Source organism: Psychroflexus torquis ATCC 700755 (assembly GCF_000153485.2).
GTDB lineage: Bacteria > Bacteroidota > Bacteroidia > Flavobacteriales > Flavobacteriaceae > Psychroflexus > Psychroflexus torquis.
In genome coordinates this window covers 591,375-609,565 of sequence record NC_018721.1, presented here as the reverse complement: position 1 = coordinate 609,565, position 18,191 = coordinate 591,375, and the positions used below count along the sequence as shown (strand labels likewise).

Below are 18,191 nucleotides of genomic sequence, written 5' to 3'. Positions count from 1 at the left end.
TGACTAAGAATTTGAAGAATTTAATTTAATTTTAAAGGCTGAACAAGGAACTTTCTTTTCAACCTATAATTTATTTATTTTATGAGCATTCAAGATCAAATTGAAAATTTACGTCAAGAACTTCACGAGCACAATTACAAGTATTATGTCTTGGATGCTCCAGAGATTTCCGACTATGATTTTGATATGAAGTTGAATGCGCTCCAAGAGCTAGAAAAGACCCATCCAGAATATAAGGATCCCAATTCGCCAACGATGCGAGTAGGTGGAGAGGTCACCAAAAACTTTAAGACGGTAGTTCACGATTTCCCGATGTATTCTTTGTCGAATTCCTATTCCAAAGAAGATTTGGAAGATTGGCAAACACGTGTCCAAAAAATAATTGAAGAGCCTGTTGAATTCACTTGTGAACTTAAATACGACGGGGCTTCTATTAGTTTAACTTACGAAGATGGTGAATTTTTGAGAGCCGTAACTCGTGGGGATGGAACACAAGGGGACGAGGTTACCCATAATGTAAAAACCATACGATCTGTTCCGTTAAAATTGAAAGGGGATAATTACCCTCGCCGATTTGATATTCGAGGAGAAATCGTGTTACCCTATAAAGGCTTTGCTAAAATGAATGCAGAACGAGTAGAGTTGGGAGAAGAACCTTATGCTAATCCTAGGAACACCACTTCAGGGAGTTTAAAATTGCAAGACAGTGCAGAAGTTGCTAAGCGTCCTTTATTGTGTTTACTTTATAATCTCACGGGGGAAAATCTAGGCGTGAGTACCCAAATGGAAAGTTTAAACAAGTCCAGAGAATGGGGATTTAATGTTCCTAAAGAAGCAAAGCTTACCAAATCGATTGATGAGGTGTTTGCTTATATCAACTATTGGGATGAGCACCGCCACGATTTACCTTACGAAACCGATGGCGTGGTTATTAAAGTCAATAGTTTACAACAACAAGAGGAGCTTGGTTATACGGCAAAATCTCCTCGATGGGCCATGGCCTATAAGTTCAAAGCAGAGCAAGTGTCAACCACTCTAAATCAGATCACCTATCAGGTTGGAAGAACAGGAGCTATTACTCCTGTCGCTAATCTCGACCCTATTCAATTGGCAGGAACTACCGTGAAAAGAGCTTCACTCCATAATGCAGACCAGATCGAAAAACTAGACATTAGAGAAGGAGACGTGGTTTTTGTAGAAAAAGGAGGAGAGATTATTCCGAAAATCATCGGTGTAGATTTTAAAAAACGCGATTCGGAGTCTTCTCAGCCTACTGTTTATTTAAAAGAATGTCCAGAATGTGAAACCCCTTTGGAGAGAAAGGAAGGAGAAGCCTTACATTTTTGCCCAAATACCGAGGGGTGTCCTCCTCAAATTATAGGGAGGATACAGCATTTTATTTCTCGAAAAGCTATGGATATAGAAGGGCTTGGAGGCGAAACGGTGGCGCTATTGGTAAGGGAAGATTTAATTGAGGACTACGCCGACTTGTATACGTTAAGAAAAGAAGATGTTCTTCCTTTGGAGCGCATGGCAGAAAAGTCTGCTGTAAATTTAATTAAGGGTGTTGAAGCCTCAAAAGACATCCCTTTTGAGCGGGTCCTTTACGGTCTTGGGATTCGATACGTAGGTGAAACTGTAGCTAAAAAGCTTGTGAAAGCTTTTAAAAGTATAGATGTACTGGCTTCTGCAAGTCTAGAAAACCTTGTAGCTGTAGACGAAATAGGAGAACGCATAGCACAAAGTGTCGTTGACTTTTTCAAGGATGATGCTAACAAACTTCGCATTGACCGTTTGAGAAACTACGGTCTTAATCTCGAAATTTCTGAAGAAGAAATGGAGGGGCAAAGCAATACGTTAATAGATCTTACTTTAGTGATTTCGGGAGTCTTTCTAAAAGTCTCACGTAGAGAACTTCAAGACCTTATCGAAAAGCATGGGGGTAAAAATACCAGCTCTATTTCTAAAAAAACAGATTATCTGGTTGCTGGAGAAAACATGGGACCTAGCAAGTTAGCCAAAGCTGAAAATCTAGGGGTAAAAATTATCACTGAAGATGAGTTTTTAACGATGGTTGGCAATTGATCTACTCCGGGTTCTAGACTTCCATCACCAAGCTCTTTTGTTCTTTTAGCTCTTTATCGTCAAAGTAAAAGTCAATTCGGCCAACGTTTATGCCTGCCCACCCCACTTGGTTGACCAATACAGCTTTACCCTCTGCATTTTCAACCACAGTAGGCTTATCCAAAAAAGTATGAGTATGTCCTCCTATGATAAGGTCAAGATTTTTGGTCTGTGCAGCGAGCTTTAAATCATCAATCTTATTAGATTTATAGCTATAGCCCAAATGCGATAAACAAATTACGATATCGCAATTGAGATCTTGTTTTAAAATTTTGATCTGCTCTTGAGCTATCTCAATAGGGTCTAGGTATTTTGTTTCTTTATACAAGTCTTGAGAAACCAATCCATCAAGTTCAATACCGAGTGCAAAAACACCAATAGTTAAGCCATTGACTTCGTAAATCTGATGGGGTTTGACGAGTCCATTTAGGATTGTGTTCTCCAAATTGTAATTGGTATTCAGCATATCGAAATTAGCATGTTCAAGTTGAGTGGCTATATTATCAATCCCATTATCAAACTCATGATTGCCAATTGTGGAGGCATGGTATCCCATTTTACTCATGAGTTTAAACTCTAACTCACCTCCATGAAAATTGAAATACGGTGTTCCTTGAAAGGAATCTCCAGCATCCAAAATTAAGGTGTTTGGATTTTCGGCCTTTACCTTCTCAATATAGCTATACCGTCTTGACACACCACCAAGACTGGGATACTGACTGTCATTCTTGGGAAAGGGATCGATGTGACTGTGCACATCATTAGTATGCAAAATAGTAAGGTGTTTGGTGAAAGGCTTAGCTTGGAAAGCTCTCAATAAGCCGAGGCCACCCACTGCTGTGAATGTTGTTGCTGCTCCTGTCGTTTTTATAAATTTTAATCGGTTCATGATACTAGTTTTGAAGTTTGGTAAAGCGATTATCCTGTTTTGGAGCTATGGTGTCTTTCTTTTTAAAATAATCTATAAACAAGTTTCTTAACTTATAATCTAAGGAGTGTACGCTTTTTGATTTTTTAAAGAATTCCATACGGTCTCCGCCTTTTATGAGGTAGTCGGAAGTGGCAACGTAGTAATTTTTATTCTGAATGTGTTCCCCATTCACTTTCACCTCTTTAAGAAGGCCTTCAGCATCTAGAGAAATTTGAAGACCAGCGATGGGGTGAGCGACTTTATTTTTAACTAAATAATTCACCAATGCTTTAAGTTCTTCTGAAGCTAATTCAGCGATAACGACTTCGTTTTCAAAAGGCATAATATTATAAGCGGTCCTTGTGGTCACCTCTCCAGCATTGATGCCAGAACGAATTCCACCATAATTTAAGATCACAACATCTATTTTATGGCCAGTTCGTTTTTCAAAAATAGGATTGGCCATTTCAAGAACAGCATCAGACATCATATTCCCTAAAGGGGTGTTTAACTTTGTATCCGATTTGAACATTGCTTTTGGGGTGTAGGACAAAACGGCGCTCATTTCTTCTTGGATACGTTTTCTGTAGGGTAAGATAAAGTCTTCAAGCTCTTTATTTTTTTCTATCGAATCTGAAATTCGCACCAGTTCTCCATCTGTCTTAACAAGAATAGTAGGATGTTTTGAGCAGGACCAAAAAGAAATACTTATAAAAAAAAGAATTAGAAACTTACGCATAAAGATAGATTTGGGTGTAAATATAATGAGTTTATTAAATTTGAATGTATAGTAAAAGCTAATTATAGCCTTGGGCTTGCTAGTGAATTATTTAGTATTTCATAAACAACATTGAGTGTTAAAGTTTAGTATTTTTAGGCTTCATTAAAACCAGTCTATGGAAATCCCCTTATTAAAAGAAATTGTCATTGTCTTAGGTATTTCCATTGTCATTATTTTGGCATTTCAAAAGATAAAGGTGCCTTCTATTCTTGGGTTCTTGATGGCGGGAATAATTGTAGGGCCTAGTGCGTTCAATTTATTAAGCTCGACTCATGAAGTAGAATTGCTTTCAGAAATTGGGATAATTTTCCTACTTTTTATCATTGGAATTGAGCTATCGTTTAGTGGGCTCATGAAAATCCGAAAGACTGTTTTTATAGGTGGAGGTCTGCAAGTAGGAGGAACTATACTGATAACAGCCTTAGTTTCTATTGCGTTAGGTGTCGAAATTAATACTGCTGTTTTTATAGGATTTTTAATTTCTCTTAGTAGTACAGCTATTGTTCTTAAGATGCTTCAGGAAAAAGGGGAGATAGAGTCTCCTCATGGGAGAGTGGCTTTAGGGATTCTTATTTTTCAAGATATAATTGTTGTTCCAATGATGTTGCTAACGCCCATTTTGGCTGGGAAATCTGATAATATTGGGGAAACCTTACTTATTCTCTTAGTAAAACTAATAGGAGTTGGTGCTGTGGTCTTTGTACTTCAAAGATATATAGTTCCGTTTGTTTTCAAATTAGTCGTTAAATCCAAGAATAGAGAGTTATTTATATTAACCACAATCGTCTTTTGTTTTTCTGTGGCTTGGTTAACGTCCTCTGTGGGACTCTCTTTAGCGCTTGGTGCATTTTTCGCAGGTTTGATTATCTCTGAATCAGAATATAGCCATCAAGCTACAGCTAACGTCTTACCGTTTCGGGAAATCTTTATCAGTTTCTTTTTTATCTCTGTGGGCTCATTGCTAGATCTTTCTTTTTTTATAAATAATGTCATTTATATCTTACTCTTCGTGCTTGCGGTCCTCCTAATCAAGATGCTAGTGGTCGCTGTTGTGACGTTCATTTTAAAAACTCAACCGCGAACTACTTTTATGTCTGCATTGAGTATTTTCCAAGTTGGAGAATTCTCTCTTTTACTCTCTACGGTGGGCCTTCAAAACGATTTATTGCCCAATGAATTATATCAATATTTCCTATCTGTTTCTATTATTACAATGGCATTAACGCCATTCATTCTTCAAAAATCTCATAAATTTACAGATTTTTTACTCGTAGCGGCCATTCCTAAAGGCGTAAGGAAACGGCTTAATAATAGAAAGCTAGAGCAAAGTAGTAGTGAAGTAGACCAGGTGCAGGAATGGTCAGACCATGTGGTTATTATCGGGTACGGAATCAATGGCCAAAATATCTCTAGAGTGACCTCTCATATAGATATCCCTTATGTTATTGTGGATATGGATTACGATGCTATAGAAGAGGCTAAACGAAAAAACCAACCTATTGTTTTTGGAGATGCAGCAGATCCAGAAATTCTTAAGCATATCAATATTCAAAAAGCTAGAGTAGTGGTGATCGCAATCTCAGATCCTAGTGCTACCAAAAAAATCATCTCTTCCGTAAGATTATTTTCTCAAACTGTTTATATCATTGTAAGAACACGGTTTGTAAAAGAAATTGACGAAAATATGAAAGTGGGAGCAGATGAAGTTATTCCTGAAGAATTTGAAACTTCTATCGAAATTTTCACACGGGTGCTCAAACAATATATGATTACCCAAAGTGATATTGAGAATATTGTCACCAGTATAAGATCATATGACTATCAGATGCTTACCAGTATAAAACCAACGTCTAAGAATGCGATGTTTCAACAATTAGATATTCCAAATAAGGAGGTGGCAACGCTTCATGTGCAACACGGTGATAATGATATTGCTGGGAAATCTATAGTGGACTCTGGTATGGGTAAAAAATATAATGTTACTGTTTTGGCTATTAAACGTGGACGAAAATATATTTCAGAGATCCAGCCTACTACCAAAATTGAAATTGATGATCTGGTTTATATTTTTGGGACTTCACAAGACATCAATACTTTAAACAAAGTGATAAAATTTTAAAATTAAACCGTAACATTTTCAAACTAAACCGTCCTATAAATAAATAAAACAATAAATAAAACAATGAAAAAAATAATTTTTGTCATAGGAATTATGGCTATAATCACCAGTTGTAAATCGATTTCCAAATCAGAAAACAAACTAGTAGTAGTCGATATTTTTCTAAATGAGATTGAAAACGATAGAGTAAAAGTCTCTATAAATCCTGGTCCAATTCAGGCCGATTCTCTTAAGTTTTATTTGCCTAAAACAGTGCCAGGAACTTATGCTGTAAATGATTACGGACAGTTTTCTGATGACTTAATTGCTGTTGATTATGATGGGAATGAAATATCTATCACTCATAGCGATGAGAACATGTGGACCATTTCCAATTCTCAAAATTTCGATAAGCTGACGTATTATGTCGAAGATACCTTCGATATTGAGGGAGAGGGCGGCGTGTTTTCTCCAGCAGGAACCAATTTTGAGGCTGGTGATAATTTTATGCTCAATTTGCATGCAATGGTCGGCTATTTTGAGAATGCAAAGGAAATCCCTTATAAAATCAATATCCATAGACCCTCAAATCTAACAGCTTCTGCTTCTTTGCCAGTAACAAATCAAACCGACCAAGGAACTCATATCACTGATGAATTTTCTACTAGCCGATATTTTGGAGTGATAGATCATCCTATTCTATATTCCGTACCGGATACGACAAGTTTTGATATTGAAGGGATGAAAGTACTTTTAAGCATACATTCTCCAAACAATGTTCACACCACTAAAGATTTGAAACCAGCTTTAGAAAAAATGGTTCAAGCTCAAAAATCCTTCTTAGGTGAAATCGATAATACAAATGTATATGCTATTTTATTGTATTTATCGGATATGGAAAACCCTGATGCTCGAGGATTTGGTGCTTTAGAACATCATACCTCTACGAGTGTCGTTCTGCCAGAAACCATGACTCTACCTCAGCTTGAAGAATCTATGACAGACGTGGTCTCGCATGAGTTTTTTCATATCATTACTCCATTGAATATTCATTCTAACGAAGTTCACTATTTTGATTATAATGATCCTAAAATGTCCAAGCACCTTTGGCTGTATGAGGGAGTTACTGAATATTTTGCTAATCTGTTTCAAATTAACCAAAGTCTTATTTCTGAAGAGGATTTTTATAAGCGGATGAACGGTAAGATTGAAACCTCAAGAGCTTTTGATGATACCATGTCGTTTACGACGATGAGTGAGAATATCCTTGATGATAAGTATAAAGACAGTTACTATAACGTATATCAAAAAGGAGCCCTTATAGGGATGGCTTTGGATATTCGTCTTAGGGAATTAAGCGGAGGAACAATGGGGATTTTAGACCTAATGAAAAAGTTGATTTCTAAGTATGGAAAAGACACACCGTTTGAAGATGATGCCTTGATTCCTGAAATTGTAAGTTTAACGTATCCTGAAATACAAGAATTTTTTGAGGCCTATGTGGAGGGAAATACTCCGATTCCTTATGATGATTTTTTTGCCAAAGTAGGAGTTGAGAAAACGGAGAGTGTTGGTAAAACAGGCTATTTTTTAGATGGAAGAACTCCATTTATAGACGTCGATCAAGATAATGGCTCAGTCTTTTTTAGAGAAAGTTACCCTATGAATTCGTTTTTCAAAGAGCTAGGTGTAAAAGGTGGAGATGAGATCAAATCTATTAATGGAACTGATTATACTCTAGAAAATATAAGAAATTTAATTTCGACTTCTATGGCTTGGGGAGAGGGAGAAGACTTTAAAATGACTGTGGAAAGGAATGGTGAAGAGCTTATTTTTGAGGGTAAAACCACTCAGCCTTTCACAAACAAAACCAGTTTACAGTCAGAAGAACTAGAAGAAACTGATCCTAAATTTCAATTGAGACAAGCTTGGCTAAAAGGCTAGATCTCAAGTCTATCTTTTAACCTATAAAAGTTTGGTCGTAAGGCTCAACTTTTATAGGTTATTTTTATTTGAAAATAGTACATTTGAATTTAAATTCTTGAGGTGTTAAACTCTATAAAAACGTATTTTTTAAATAAAAGCCTATCTTCCAAAAGATCAGTTCAAGCTGAAGAATTAAGTGATAAGGTTGGAATTTTATATAATGATGATATAGCAGATAGATATCAGCTGCAGCAACTTGTTGAGAAGAACTTTAAGATCAATTCTGAGGATATCAGTTTTCTAGGTTTTAGCCGTCATAGGTATGACAAGGTAGAAAAACCAGAATACATCTTTACAACAAAGGATTTTACCCTGTTTGGAAAACCTAAATCTAAAGCCATTGATGAGTTTTTAAAAACAAATTATAAATTGCTTTTTAATTATTTTGGTAAAGAGGAGGTGTGCTTAGAGGTTTTAGCTCATCTCAGCGAGGCTAAGCTGAAAGTAGGATTACAAGAGGCGGACGAAAGAGTAAATGATTTTTTATTGAATATAGATTCTAAAAATCTTGATTTTTTTAAAGAAAGTTCTAAATATATAAAGCAAATAATTTAATATTAATGAAGCAGTTTTTAGGAACAGGGGTGGCTTTAGTAACGCCTTTTACAAGAAAAAATGAAATTGACGAAAATGCTTTAAGAAAATTGGTTCAATTCCAAATTAAGAATGGCGTAGATTATATAGTTGTTTTAGGAACTACAGCAGAAAGCGCGACTCTTTCTAAAGTAGAAAAGGAGACTGTAAAAAATATTATTAAATCTGAAAACAACGGTCAACTCTCACTTGTTCTTGGGTTGGGAGGAAACAGCACCTCTCAGGTGGTCGAAGATTTAGCTCAAGAAAATCTAGAAGGCTTTGATGCTATTTTATCGGTGTCTCCTTTTTATAATAAACCGAGCCAAGAAGGAATCTACCAACATTTCTCTGAAGTCTCCAAAGCGTCGAAGCTTCCACTTATAGTGTATAATGTGCCAGGGAGAACAGGATCCAATATGCTGCCTTTAACAGTAACTCGTCTAGCAAAGGACTTCGATAATATTATAGGCATTAAAGAAGCAGCCGGTGATATAGTCCAAGCTATGGCAATAATAAGGGACACACCAGATGATTTTTTGGTGATTTCTGGAGATGATATGCTTGCATTACCCATGGTTTTAGCTGGAGGTGCAGGAGTTATTTCTGTGATGGCACAAGGCTATCCAGCCGAATTTTCTAAAATGCTAAACTTGGGTAGAGAGGGAAATGTAAAGGAAGCCTTTACTATTCAGTTTCGATTGATGGATGGTATCGATCTTATTTTTAAAGAAGGAAATCCTGCTGGTATAAAAGCGGTTTTTGAACTTAAAAATTTATGTGAATCGGGTGTTAGGTTGCCTTTGGTAGAAGCAAGTTCAATATTAAAATCAGCATTAAAGGTTTTCAATAGTCAGATGAAATAAGCTGAGTCATAATACGTTTTTATTATCGAAGATTTATCCTTAATTTTGCACGATATTTAAATTTATGAAATCAATAGTTTTACTTTTACTGGTTGTAATTTCTTTCTCCTCTTGCAGTGAGTATCAGAAAGTGTTGAAAAAAGATGAGATTGCGCTAAAATATGAAATGGCAAAGTCTATGTACGATAAAGGTTTAGAGAAGGGGAAGGGTAAATATTATACCAAAGCTATTCGGCTTTTCGAGCAAATCTTACCTCAATATAAAGGCAAGCCATCAGGTGAAACGGTAAGTTATATGAATGCTAATTCACATTATTTATTAGGAGATTATTTTTTATCTGGCTACTTGTTTGAACGCTTTTCAAAGTCTTACCCCAACAGTGTAAAGGCGGAAGAAGCGCATTATAAAAGTGCAGTAAGCTATTATGAAGTTTCGCCCATCTACAGTAAAGACCAAGAGGATACACAGACTGCTATGACCAAGCTTCAGTTTTATATCAATACCTATCCCGATGGAGAATTTTTTGAAGAATCTAATTCTAAGATTCAAGAATTAAGCTCAAAAATTGAAAAGAAATATTATGAGATTTCTAAGCAATACCATCATACCGAACGGTATAAGTCTGCGATAGAATCTTTCGATAACTATATACTGAAATTCCCAGGAACCAAATTTAGAGAGCAAGCTTTTTTCTACAAATTTGAATCTGCTTATATTTTAGCCATCAATAGTATTGTTATATTGGTTCCGGAACGACTCGCTGAAGCTCAAACTTACTACGAAGATTATTCAAAATATTACACCGGCACAGAAATATCTGAACAAGCAATGATCTACGCCAAAGACATAGAAGAACGAACAAATACACAAACTGAATTATGAATTCAAATATCAAAAACACCAACGCTCCAATAAGCACAACTACAATCAATAAGAATAAAGTTGATGCGCCTACTGGAAACATTTACGAATCTATATCTATAGTTTCTAAACGTTCTAACCAAATTAATGTGGAGATGAAGAAAGAGCTTTTGGAAAAATTGGATGAATTTGCTACTTATAACGAGAACTTAGATGAGGTTTTTGAAAATAAAGAGCAAATCGAAGTTTCCAAGTACTACGAAAGACTTCCTAAGCCACATTCTATCGCTATGGAAGAATGGTTAGATGACAAAATCTACTATAGACATACCCAAGAGAATACCGAAGACTAAAAAGTTTTTCATCAATGAGCATTTTAAGCGGTAAGCATATCCTATTAGGAATTACAGGGGGCATTGCCGCTTATAAATCTGCTTTCCTCGTGCGTCTATTAAAAAAAGCAGGAGCTCAGGTAAAAGTTGTTATGACTCCAGAGTCCGAGCAATTTATAACCCCGCTTACTTTATCTACACTATCCGAAAACCCAGTGGTTTCAAGCTTTACCGACGAGGAAAAGAATTGGAATAATCACGTGGATTTAGGATTATGGGCAGATATAATGCTTATCGCCCCAGTCACGGCAAATACCTTATCCAAAATGGCTTCGGGTACTGCCAACAATCTACTTATCACTACTTATCTTTCTGCTAAATGTCCTGTTTATTTTGCGCCAGCCATGGATTTGGACATGTACAAACATCCTTCATCCAAGGCTAGTATCGACAAGCTTATAGGTTTCGGGAATAAATTTATAAAACCTGGATCTGGAGAATTGGCCAGCGGTCTTGTTGGGGAAGGTAGAATGGCTGAGCCAGAAGATATCATTAGCTTTATTGAAAAAGATATTCTTTCTCAACTTCCTCTAGCTGGAAAAGAAATTACAATTACCGCGGGGCCCACTTATGAAGCCATAGACCCAGTTAGGTTCATCGGTAATCACTCAAGTGGTAAAATGGGTTTTGAACTTGCTAAGCGAGCTTTAGACCTTGGCTCTAAAGTGAACTTGATTACAGGACCAACACATCTGCATTTAAAGCACTCCAACTTAACTAGAATTGATGTCGTAAGCGCTCAGGAGATGTACGATGCTACGCTCTCCAAATTCGATTTGTCTTCTATAGTTATTGCTTCAGCGGCAGTTTCAGATTACAGGCCCAAGCATCAGTTGGATCAAAAAATGAAAAAGTCTAAAGAGGCCTTACATATTGAATTAGAACCTACAACAGATATATTAAAGCATTTAGGGAGTATCAAAAAGAACCAAATCCTAGTAGGGTTTGCCTTAGAGACCAATGATGAAGAGCGAAATGCGACGTCTAAATTGAAAAGAAAAAATCTAGACTTTATCGTTCTCAATTCCTTAAATGATAAAGGGGCAGGGTTTAAAACAGACACTAATAAAATTAAAATTATAACAAATTCAGAAACTATACGTTTTAAAACAAAACCTAAATCTGAAGTCGCCAAAGACATTTTTGATCATATTTTAAAATTAATACTCCGATGAATTTAAAGCTTAATTTCCTTTTACTCCTTTTTCCAATTGCGATCTCAGCCCAAGTTTTGGAGGCAGAAGTTGTTTTAGATGCTCAACAAACTGGAAGAAATCAGCTTACGATTTTTAGAACTTTAGAAAAGGATTTAAACGAATTTATAAATAATACAAGTTGGACGGATAACTCTTACGATACTCATGAGCGTATAAAATGTAGCTTCAACATCATTATTCAAGCTTACGATTCCGATAATTTCCAAGCTACTCTTCAGGTTCAATCTTCGAGACCAGTTTTCGCATCGTCTATGAATTCTATTCTTTTAAACATAAGTGATGGGGATTTTAATTTTAATTATAAAGAGTTTGAACCCTTAAACTACAATCCCAATGTGTTTACAAATAACTTAGTATCTACTATAAGCTTTTATGTGTATACTATTTTGGGATATGATGCAGATACATTTCTTGAACAGGGAGGTGATGAGTTCTACGAAGAAGCTAGAAAGATTGTAAACGCTGCTAGTCAACGTGGAGGTAATGGGTGGAAAGAGTCCGGAGCTTCTCAAAGTAGATTCGGTATCAATAGAGATTTGCTATCCAGGAATTTTTCTAACTATAGAAAGGCACTTTACGTTTACCACAGGGAAGGCTTGGATCTGATGCAAAATGATGTTGAAAAGGGGAAAGAAAATATCGTTACGGCTATCAATCTCATTTCAGAAAATTCAAAAACAAGACCTAACGCTCCTTTATTCAGAATTTTCTTCGATGCAAAATCAGATGAAATTATGCAAATCTTAAGTGGTGGTCCAGAAATGGATATTAGCTCGACCTTGAGTACTTTAAATCAAGTAGCGCCTGTTCATAACAGAAAATGGCGTATGATAGGAAAATAATATTTATCAAGATCCCACATTATTTAGTAAATTAGCAACTGCTTATAACTACTAAATCCTTCAGTTGTGCTTAGAGTTCTTGGAATAAAAAATTTCGCTCTTATTGAAGACATTAGTCTTGAATTTACAGATCATTTTTCCATCATCACCGGAGAAACTGGTGCAGGAAAATCTATAATACTTGGTGCCCTTTCCCTACTTTTAGGCAAAAGAGCAGACTTAAACTCTATAAAAGATTCAGAAAAAAAATGTATCATTGAAGGTCATTTTTCTATAGGTTCATTCAATTTGTCTTCACTCTTTGATGCTTTGGACCTAGACTATGAAGAGCACACTATAATAAGGAGAGAGATTTTACCATCAGGAAAGTCTAGAGCCTTTGTCAATGACACTCCCGTAAAACTCTCGAATCTTAGTGAATTGGGCGTTCATCTCATTGATATCCACAGTCAACACGAAACCCTTTCTATTGGAAATACAGATTACCAGTATTCAGTATTGGACACAGTTGCTCAAAACTCTAAATTAAAGCAAAACTATAAAGATAACTTTAAGCTTTTAAATGAGTATAAGGGTCATTTTGAGAAGTTAAAATCTAATCAAGTTAAAGCTGACGAAACTTACGACTACAATGTGTTTCTACTTTCAGAATTGAAGGAGGCGAAGCTTAAAGTAGGTCTGCTGGAGGAGTTGGAGTCCGAACAAAGAAAATTGAGTCATATAGAGGAGCTTCAAGAAAAACTTGGGCAATCCTTTGAGCACTTAGACGAAGAATCTATGGGAGTCATTTCTCAATTACGAGAAATTAACTTGCAGATGAGAAAAGCGGCTCAACTCGATACCAATTTAGAGGAGTTGTATCGGAGAGTAGAAAGCATTTTGATTGAGGCGGAAGATATTTCAAGTGAAACTCAATCTCAACAGGAGTCTTTAGAGGCAGATCCCAAAGTATTGGAACAGATCAATACGCAATTACAACACCTCTATAACCTTCAGAAAAAGCATCATGCTTCAAGCATAGAAGGCTTGATAGAGACTCAAAACGAACTTGAAGAACAAGTCTCTGTAAAAGAAAATGCAGAACAGGCTCTGAGGGAGGTACAGGCCAAAATTGATGATCAAATTGAAAAGCTAGAAGTCATTGCTAAAACCTTATTTAAGACTAGACAAGACACCACTAAGGTGATAAGCACTAGTGTAGAAAGCATGCTTGGTGAATTGGGAATTCCAGATGCTAAGTTTGAAGTTAGAGGAGGCTATACCAATGTCTTTACTCCAAAAGGTGCCGATGAATTTGAATGGGTGTTTTCCGCCAATAAAGGGAGTGCACTTCAAGACTTAAAGAAGGTAGCCTCTGGTGGTGAGTTGTCACGAATTACTTTAGCCATTAAAAGTCTTCTTGCTGAATTTGAGAATCTACCAACCATTGTTTTTGATGAAATTGATACAGGGGTTTCTGGTGATATTGCTACAAAGATGGGAAGTATCATGAAAAAAATGTCAAGCTCTCTTCAAGTGATTTCCATAACGCATCTTCCACAAATTGCTGGGATGGGAGAGCAACACTTCAAAGTTTATAAAACGACAGAAAATGAAAAAACAAAGTCGAATATAAAAATACTCAAAGGGCAGGAGCGGGTTGTGGAACTTGCAGAGATGCTAGGAGGAGATAAAACCTCTGCATCTGCTTTGGCTCATGCTCAATCTTTGTTAAAATGATTAACTTTACAATCGAAATAAAATTTACTACCTATGTCATATAATTTATTGAAAGGAAAACGAGGACTTATTTTTGGAGCTTTGGATGAAAACTCAATTGCTTGGAAAACCGCAGAAAGAGCTCATGAAGAAGGGGCTACATTTGTGTTAACAAATGCTCCCGTTGCCTTAAGAATGGGAACTATAAAAACCCTTGCTGAAAAAACAAATTCTGAGGTTATTCCTGCAGATGCCACTAACGTTGAAGATCTTCAGGATTTAATCGAAAAATCACAGGAAATACTAGGAGGGAAGTTAGATTTTGTTCTTCATTCTATTGGTATGTCTATCAATGTAAGAAAGGGAAAACACTATACAGACCAGAATTACAATTGGACCCAAAAAGGCTTAGACGTATCGGCGTTGTCTTTTCATAAACTGATGCAAACCCTTTATAAAAAGGATGCTATGAACGAGTGGGGAAGTATTGTTGCTTTAACCTATATGGCAGCTCAGCGTGTTTTTCCAGATTATAACGATATGGCAGATAACAAGGCTTACCTAGAATCTGTCGCTAGAAGTTTTGGTTACTTTTTTGGAAAAGATAAAAAGGTAAGAGTGAATACGATTTCACAGTCACCTACACCTACCTCTGCGGGACAAGGTGTAAAAGGATTTACCGGATTTATGAACTATGCTGAAAAAATGTCTCCGCTTGGTAATGCAACGGCTTTGGAATGTGCAGATTACACACTGACTTTATTTTCTGACTTTACCAAAAAAGTAACTTTACAAAATCTGTATCATGACGGAGGCTTTTCCAATATGGGTGTAAGCCAAGAGATTGTGGAAGCTATGGAAGACTAGCTAATTTTCAAAAAAATAACTTTTAAAACCCTCTGTATAGAGGGTTTTTTCATTAGTTGACTCTTATAAAATTATAACAACATTATTAAAAAAGGTGTTATTAACTAATTTTTAGTTAAAAAAAATATCAGAAGCTTATTTTTTTATTCAAATATTAACTACATTAGTGCTGAACTTAAAACTTTAAATTATGAAAAGAATTACAATGACAGTGTTTAGTCTTGTATTTGCATTAGCACTTAATGCACAAGATTTTTCAGTCAAATCAACAAAACAGTCCGTAGCGCCGGAAATTCCTAAAGCAGTTCTTTTTGATCAGTCGCCAGATGGAACTTTAACTAATTTTGAAAGTGTAGTTTCAGTGGTGAATAATACAGGCGCTGGGGTGTATGTCACTGATGACTTTACATTAGATGCTGAGTTTAATATCCAGTCTATAACAGCTTATGGATTTAACTCAGATCAAACATTTGAATCTTCAGTTACAGGTATCAATGTTTATGTGTATGCCGATTCAGGTGCTAATTCTCCAGCCGGCGATCCTGCCCAACCAGGAACAGGCTTGTTAGAATTAGTGAATATTGACCCGTTCGGTCCAGCTGTAGAAATCATAAGTTCAGGGGATGGAGGATTTGATCTAAAGGTTGATATCGAAGCTGCGAGTGGGGGTTCTTTCACACTTCCAGAGGGAGATTATTGGCTAGTTGTTGCTCCTACACAAAATATTCCAGATTTTGGTAATGCTACAAGATGGAATTGGAGAGCAGCTGGTACAGGTGTATTTGGAAATAGTGTCGCACACCTTATAGATCCTACTAATGCATTTGGTGGAAATTTCACAGTTTGGACACCTTATTCTGATCTTGGTATAACTGAATATGAAAGTACTGCATTCATTATTGAAGGAGAATCTGCTTTAGATTTTCCAGCGCCTTACTGTGGCCCTTTAGATTTTAGTACAGTAGAACCATTGACCAATGTTGAATTTGCAGGTATTTCAAATAGAACTGATGGAACAGTAAATGGCACTTCCGCTCACGAAGATTTTACTAGTCTTAGTGGTGATGTACTCGCTGGAGAATCGTATGAGATTGCACTAGAAGGAAATACAGATGGTGGATTTACCAACAGATTTGCTGTTTTTGTTGACTGGAATCAAAACGATGTTTTAGACGATGATAGTGAAGTTTATGAAATCACACAAACCATTGTAGGTTCTGATGGTGATGATGGTCAACAAGCTATCCAAGATATTACTGTACCTGCTGATGCTTTAGCTGGTAAGACTCGTATGCGAGTTAAAAAGCTTTTTGGCACAAATGATTATTTAGACCCTTGTTTAGGAACTGGTTTTGGTCAAGCAGAAGATTATTCTATCAATGTTACTCTTCCTTTAGCGCGATTACAAGTGGTTCATAATTCTCCAGATCCTGCTGTGGAAGTCGTAGATGTCTACTTAAATGGAGATTTATTTCTAGATGATTTTACGTTTAGAACGGCTACTCCTTTTATAGATGCTCCCGCAAACACCCCACTTACTATCGATATTGCACCAGGAACTAGTGTAGATGTTTCTGAAAGTATATTTACTGTTAGCCCTACTTTAACTGCCGATGAAACTTATATCGCAGTGGCCTCTGGTACTTTGGATTCATCAATTAGTTTAGAAGTATTTGAAGGTGCAAGAGAAGCTGCGGCTGTGGCTGGAAATACAGATGTTTTAGTGCATCATGGTTCTCCAGATGCTCCTACTGTAGATGCAGTGAACCAAGATGGTGGAGGTATTTTAGTTGATGATATCAGCTATCCAGAATTCCAAGGCTATTTAGAATTGCCAACAGCTAACTATCTTATAGATATAACAACTGCAGATAATTCTATAACAGTTGCTGGCTACCAGGCTTATTTTACTGAATTAGGTTTAGCAGATGCGGCCGTTACTGTCTTTGCAAGTGGTTTCTTAGATCCTGCTTCTAATGGGGATGGTCCTGCTTTTGGTCTTTGGGTATCTTTAGCTACTGGTGGAGCTTTAGTAGAATTGAATGATGAAGATTTTATTGAATTCCCATCTCCATATTGTGGACCTATAGAGTATACTGTAGTAGAACCAATGACCAATGTTGAATTTGCAGGTTTTGCAAACAGAACTGATGCAACACAAGATGGTTCTCCTGCTCATGAAGACTTTACAAGTGTAGTTGGACAAGTTTCAGCTGGAGAGTCTTACGAAATTATACTCGAAGGGAATACGGCTGGTAATTTTACCAACAGTTTTGCAGTATTTATTGACTGGAATCAAAACGATGTTTTTGATGCTGATGAAGTTTATGAAATTACAACAACCATAACAGCTTCTACTGGTGAGGATGGTCAACAAGCTACTCAAACACTTGAAGTACCTGTAGGTGCTGTAGTAGGACAAACTAGAATGAGAGTTAAAAAGCTTTTCGGAACAACTGGTTATTTAGATCCTTGTTTAGGCGCTTTTTATGGCCAAGCTGAAGAGTATACGCTAGACGTAGGTACTGTATCTAACACTAGTTTTGACTCTACAGACTTTACTTTCTATCCAAATCCTGTAAATGATATACTTTCTATTTCAACAGCATCTACTGTTGATAACATAAAGGTATACAATATGTTAGGACAGATGGTAGTTGAAACTGCACCAAAAGTTTCAAATCCACAAGTGGATATGAATGAGCTGCAGTCAGGTGTTTATTTAGTTACTTTAGAAGTTGAAGGAAGTCTTCAAACCTTTAGAGTGATTAAGCAATAAATCACTAATGATTATGAATAATGAATCCCGGAGCTTTGCTTCGGGATTTTTTATTTGCAGTGATTAATGTCCGATAAAAAACAAAACGGGTTGATTTTGTTTTTTATCTCTATGATTAGTATTGTTTTAAGGTCTTCGTTTTTCCAAACACAGGTTACCAAATAAATGATAGTTATTCCTTTTGTGCTTTGTTAAT

14 protein-coding genes are annotated in these 18,191 nt (G+C 36.3%); 12 read left to right on the top strand and 2 right to left on the bottom strand.

Features of this window, described 5'->3' with window-relative positions; genetic code table 11:
• Positions 1-81 precede the first annotated feature (81 nt).
• Positions 82-2,085, top strand: a complete 2,004-nt coding sequence (gene ligA / locus P700755_RS02660; protein ID WP_015023214.1) for an NAD-dependent DNA ligase LigA — start codon at positions 82-84, stop codon at positions 2,083-2,085.
• 13 nt (positions 2,086-2,098) lie between these two features.
• Here the strand turns inward: ligA and P700755_RS02655 are convergent, their stop codons facing one another.
• Together P700755_RS02655 and P700755_RS02650 are read right to left on the bottom strand one after the other, a co-directional pair.
• Complete coding sequence (locus tag P700755_RS02655) at positions 2,099-3,013, bottom strand: bifunctional metallophosphatase/5'-nucleotidase (RefSeq protein ID WP_015023213.1); 915 nt, start codon at positions 3,011-3,013, stop codon at positions 2,099-2,101.
• Positions 3,014-3,017: 4 nt separating this feature from the next.
• Complete coding sequence (locus P700755_RS02650; RefSeq protein WP_015023212.1) at positions 3,018-3,773, bottom strand: 5'-nucleotidase C-terminal domain-containing protein; 756 nt, start codon at positions 3,771-3,773, stop codon at positions 3,018-3,020.
• Positions 3,774-3,930: 157 nt separating this feature from the next.
• Here P700755_RS02650 and P700755_RS02645 point away from each other — a divergent pair, with 157 nt between their 5' ends.
• The 11 genes from P700755_RS02645 (at position 3,931) to P700755_RS02595 (ending at position 17,995) form a co-directional block, all read left to right on the top strand.
• The gene (locus P700755_RS02645; RefSeq protein ID WP_015023211.1) at positions 3,931-5,934 is read left to right on the top strand and encodes a monovalent cation:proton antiporter family protein; all 2,004 of its coding nucleotides are present in this window, start codon (positions 3,931-3,933) and stop codon (positions 5,932-5,934) included.
• 63 nt (positions 5,935-5,997) lie between these two features.
• Positions 5,998-7,857 carry a M61 family metallopeptidase gene (locus tag P700755_RS02640; RefSeq protein ID WP_015023210.1) on the top strand — a complete coding sequence of 620 codons (1,860 nt, stop codon included), beginning with the start codon at positions 5,998-6,000 and terminating at the stop codon, positions 7,855-7,857.
• A gap of 102 nt (positions 7,858-7,959) precedes the next feature.
• Positions 7,960-8,454, top strand: a complete 495-nt coding sequence (locus P700755_RS02635; RefSeq protein WP_015023209.1) for a DUF6913 domain-containing protein — start codon at positions 7,960-7,962, stop codon at positions 8,452-8,454.
• A 5-nt stretch (positions 8,455-8,459) separates the two neighbouring features.
• A complete protein-coding gene (gene dapA / locus P700755_RS02630; protein ID WP_015023208.1) occupies positions 8,460-9,338 on the top strand; it encodes a 4-hydroxy-tetrahydrodipicolinate synthase in 879 nt (292 codons plus the stop codon).
• A gap of 64 nt (positions 9,339-9,402) precedes the next feature.
• Entirely contained in the window at positions 9,403-10,221 is an 819-nt protein-coding gene (locus tag P700755_RS02625; RefSeq protein WP_015023207.1) for an outer membrane protein assembly factor BamD, read from the top strand.
• On the top strand, positions 10,218-10,553 hold the full coding sequence (locus P700755_RS02620) for a DNA-directed RNA polymerase subunit omega (RefSeq protein ID WP_015023206.1): 336 nt from the start codon (positions 10,218-10,220) through the stop codon (positions 10,551-10,553). Before P700755_RS02625 ends, P700755_RS02620 begins: the two co-directional genes overlap by 4 nt.
• A 14-nt stretch (positions 10,554-10,567) precedes the next feature.
• Positions 10,568-11,767: a bifunctional phosphopantothenoylcysteine decarboxylase/phosphopantothenate--cysteine ligase CoaBC gene (gene coaBC, locus P700755_RS02615; protein WP_015023205.1), complete on the top strand. Its 1,200-nt coding sequence runs from the start codon at positions 10,568-10,570 to the stop codon at positions 11,765-11,767.
• Positions 11,764-12,651 (top strand): type IX secretion system protein PorD, encoded by an 888-nt coding sequence (gene porD / locus P700755_RS02610; protein ID WP_015023204.1) that lies wholly within the window; start codon positions 11,764-11,766, stop codon positions 12,649-12,651. Before coaBC ends, porD begins: the two co-directional genes overlap by 4 nt.
• Positions 12,652-12,717: 66 nt before the next feature.
• A complete protein-coding gene (gene recN, locus P700755_RS02605; protein WP_015023203.1) occupies positions 12,718-14,370 on the top strand; it encodes a DNA repair protein RecN in 1,653 nt (550 codons plus the stop codon).
• A gap of 33 nt (positions 14,371-14,403) precedes the next feature.
• On the top strand, positions 14,404-15,216 hold the full coding sequence (locus P700755_RS02600; RefSeq protein WP_015023202.1) for an enoyl-ACP reductase FabI: 813 nt from the start codon (positions 14,404-14,406) through the stop codon (positions 15,214-15,216).
• A 190-nt stretch (positions 15,217-15,406) separates the two neighbouring features.
• Positions 15,407-17,995, top strand: coding sequence for a GEVED domain-containing protein (locus P700755_RS02595; protein ID WP_015023201.1), 2,589 nt, complete (start codon positions 15,407-15,409; stop codon positions 17,993-17,995).
• The last annotated feature ends 196 nt before the right edge of the window (positions 17,996-18,191 follow it).

Bases quoted from the DNA above. Each gene is read 5' to 3' on its own strand.
- P700755_RS02645 (WP_015023211.1), top strand. From the start codon at position 3,931: ATGGAAATCCCCTTATTAAAAGAAATTGTCATTGTCTTAGGTATTTCC.
- ligA (WP_015023214.1), top strand. From the start codon at position 82: ATGAGCATTCAAGATCAAATTGAAAATTTACGTCAAGAACTTCACGAG.
- P700755_RS02625 (WP_015023207.1), top strand. From the start codon at position 9,403: ATGAAATCAATAGTTTTACTTTTACTGGTTGTAATTTCTTTCTCCTCT.
- dapA (WP_015023208.1), top strand. From the start codon at position 8,460: ATGAAGCAGTTTTTAGGAACAGGGGTGGCTTTAGTAACGCCTTTTACA.
- coaBC (WP_015023205.1), top strand. From the start codon at position 10,568: ATGAGCATTTTAAGCGGTAAGCATATCCTATTAGGAATTACAGGGGGC.
- P700755_RS02650 (WP_015023212.1), bottom strand. From the start codon at position 3,773: ATGCGTAAGTTTCTAATTCTTTTTTTTATAAGTATTTCTTTTTGGTCC.
- P700755_RS02595 (WP_015023201.1), top strand. From the start codon at position 15,407: ATGAAAAGAATTACAATGACAGTGTTTAGTCTTGTATTTGCATTAGCA.
- P700755_RS02640 (WP_015023210.1), top strand. From the start codon at position 5,998: ATGAAAAAAATAATTTTTGTCATAGGAATTATGGCTATAATCACCAGT.
- P700755_RS02620 (WP_015023206.1), top strand. From the start codon at position 10,218: ATGAATTCAAATATCAAAAACACCAACGCTCCAATAAGCACAACTACA.
- porD (WP_015023204.1), top strand. From the start codon at position 11,764: ATGAATTTAAAGCTTAATTTCCTTTTACTCCTTTTTCCAATTGCGATC.
- P700755_RS02600 (WP_015023202.1), top strand. From the start codon at position 14,404: ATGTCATATAATTTATTGAAAGGAAAACGAGGACTTATTTTTGGAGCT.
- P700755_RS02655 (WP_015023213.1), bottom strand. From the start codon at position 3,013: ATGAACCGATTAAAATTTATAAAAACGACAGGAGCAGCAACAACATTC.